Raw genomic sequence first — 3,194 nt, forward strand, 5'->3', positions numbered from 1 at the left:
GGGTGGTTGGTCGTTGTTTGAGAACTGCACAGTGGACGCGAGCATCTGTGGCCAAGTTTTTAAGGGCGCACGGTGGATGCCTTGGTACCAGGAACCGATGAAGGACGTGGGAGGCCACGATAGTCCCCGGGGAGTCGTCAACCAGGCTTTGATCCGGGGGTTTCCGAATGGGGAAACCCGGCAGTCGTCATGGGCTGTCACCCACATCTGAACACATAGGGTGTGTGGAGGGAACGCGGGGAAGTGAAACATCTCAGTACCCGCAGGAAGAGAAAACAACCGTGATTCCGGGAGTAGTGGCGAGCGAAACCGGATGAGGCCAAACCGTATACGTGTGAGACCCGGCAGGGGTTGCGTGTACGGGGTTGTGGGATCTCTCTTTCACAGTCTGCCGGCTGTGAGACGAGTCAGAAACCGTTGATGTAGGCGAAGGACATGCGAAAGGTCCGGCGTAGAGGGTAAGACCCCCGTAGTCGAAACATCAGCGGCTCGTTTGAGAGACACCCAAGTAGCACGGGGCCCGAGAAATCCCGTGTGAATCTGGCGGGACCACCCGCTAAGCCTAAATATTCCCTGGTGACCGATAGCGGATAGTACCGTGAGGGAATGGTGAAAAGTACCGCGGGAGCGGAGTGAAATAGTACCTGAAACCGTGTGCCTACAAGCCGTGGGAGCGTCGCTGTATGTGCTTGCACATACAGTCGTGACTGCGTGCCTTTTGAAGAATGAGCCTGCGAGTTTGCGGTGTGTTGCGAGGTTAACCCGTGTGGGGAAGCCGTAGCGAAAGCGAGTCCGAACAGGGCGGTATAGTAGCGCGCTCAAGACCCGAAGCGGAGTGATCTAGCCATGGGCAGGTTGAAGCGGCTGTAAGAGGTCGTGGAGGACCGAACCCACCAGGGTTGAAAACCTGGGGGATGACCTGTGGTTAGGGGTGAAAGGCCAATCAAACTCCGTGATAGCTGGTTCTCCCCGAAATGCATTTAGGTGCAGCGTCGTGTGTTTCTTGCCGGAGGTAGAGCACTGGATAGGCGATGGGCCCTACCGGGTTACTGACCTTAGCCAAACTCCGAATGCCGGTAAGTGAGAGCGCGGCAGTGAGACTGTGGGGGATAAGCTCCATGGTCGAGAGGGAAACAGCCCAGAGCATCGACTAAGGCCCCTAAGCGTACGCTAAGTGGGAAAGGATGTGGAGTCGCACAGACAACCAGGAGGTTGGCTTAGAAGCAGCCACCCTTGAAAGAGTGCGTAATAGCTCACTGGTCTAGTGATTCCGCGCCGACAATGTAGCGGGGCTCAAGCGTACCGCCGAAGTCGTGTCATTCCAGCATGTACCCCCAACGGGGGCTGGGATGGGTAGGGGAGCGTCGTGTGCCGGGTGAAGCCGCCGCGTAAGCGAGTGGTGGACGGTTCACGAGTGAGAATGCAGGCATGAGTAGCGATACACACGTGGGAAACGTGTGCGCCGATTGACTAAGGGTTCCTGGGTCAAGCTGATCTGCCCAGGGTAAGTCGGGACCTAAGGCGAGGCCGACAGGCGTAGTCGATGGATAACCGGTTGATATTCCGGTACCCGCTGTGAAGCGTCAAACATTGAACCAGGCGATGCTAAGTCCGTGAAGCCGCCCCGGAGCCTTCGGGCAAGGGGGAGTGGTGGAGCCGACGGTCCAGACCTGTAGTAGGTGAGTGATGGGGTGACGCAGGAAGGTAGTCCAGCCCGGGCGGTGGTTGTCCCGGGGTAAGGGTGTAGCCCGTCATCCAGGTAAATCCGGATGGCATGTGGGTGAGACCTGATGCCGAGCCGATTGTGGTGAAGTGGATGATCCTATGCTGTCGAGAAAAGCCTCTAGCGAGTTTCATGGCGGCCCGTACCCTAAACCGACTCAGGTGGTCAGGTAGAGAATACCGAGGCGTTCGGGTGAACTATGGTTAAGGAACTCGGCAAAATGCCCCCGTAACTTCGGGAGAAGGGGGGCCATCACTGGTGAGAGGACTTGCTCCTCGAGCTGGGGGTGGCCGCAGAGACCAGCGAGAAGCGACTGTTTACTAAAAACACAGGTCCGTGCGAAGCCGTAAGGCGATGTATACGGACTGACGCCTGCCCGGTGCTGGAACGTTAAGGGGACCGGTTAGTGCACTTTCGGGTGTGCGAGGCTGAGAACTTAAGCGCCAGTAAACGGCGGTGGTAACTATAACCATCCTAAGGTAGCGAAATTCCTTGTCGGGTAAGTTCCGACCTGCACGAATGGCGTAACGACTTCTCGACTGTCTCAACCATAGGCCCGGTGAAATTGCACTACGAGTAAAGATGCTCGTTTCGCGCAGCAGGACGGAAAGACCCCGGGACCTTTACTACAGTTTGATATTGGTGTTCGGTTCGGCTTGTGTAGGATAGCTGGGAGACTGTGAAGTGCCGGCGCCAGCCGGTGTGGAGTCGTCGTTGAAATACCAGTCTGGTCGTGCTGGATGTCTAACCTGGGTCCGTGATCCGGATCAGGGACAGTGTCTGATGGGTAGTTTAACTGGGGCGGTTGCCTCCTAAAGAGTAACGGAGGCGCCCAAAGGTTCCCTCAGCCTGGTTGGCAATCAGGTGTTGAGTGTAAGTGCACAAGGGAGCTTGACTGTGAGACCGACGGGTCGAGCAGGGACGAAAGTCGGGACTAGTGATCCGGCGGTGGCTTGTGGAAGCGCCGTCGCTCAACGGATAAAAGGTACCCCGGGGATAACAGGCTGATCTTCCCCAAGAGTCCATATCGACGGGATGGTTTGGCACCTCGATGTCGGCTCGTCGCATCCTGGGGCTGGAGTCGGTCCCAAGGGTTGGGCTGTTCGCCCATTAAAGCGGTACGCGAGCTGGGTTTAGAACGTCGTGAGACAGTTCGGTCCCTATCCGCTGTGCGCGTAGGAATATTGAGAAGGGCTGTCCCTAGTACGAGAGGACCGGGACGGACGAACCTCTGGTGTGCCAGTTGTCCTGCCAAGGGCATGGCTGGTTGGCTACGTTCGGGAGGGATAACCGCTGAAAGCATCTAAGCGGGAAGCCTGCTTCGAGATGAGTATTCCCACCCCCTTTGAGGGGTTAAGGCTCCCAGTAGACGACTGGGTTGATAGGCCAGATCTGGAAGCCCGGTAACGGGTGGAGGTGACTGGTACTAATAGGCCGAGGGCTTGTCCTCAGTTGCTCGCGTCCACTGTGT

General features: G+C 57.3%; 1 rRNA gene. It reads left to right on the forward strand.

From position 1 onward, the window contains the following. Window positions 1-49 precede the first annotated feature (49 nt). Window positions 50-3,173: ribosomal RNA gene (locus ACTWQR_RS55395) — 23S ribosomal RNA — on the forward strand. The last annotated feature ends 21 nt before the right edge of the window (window positions 3,174-3,194 follow it).

Origin of the sequence: Streptomyces sp. 2A115 (genome assembly GCF_052245575.1) — a bacterium.
GTDB lineage: Bacteria > Actinomycetota > Actinomycetes > Streptomycetales > Streptomycetaceae > Streptomyces.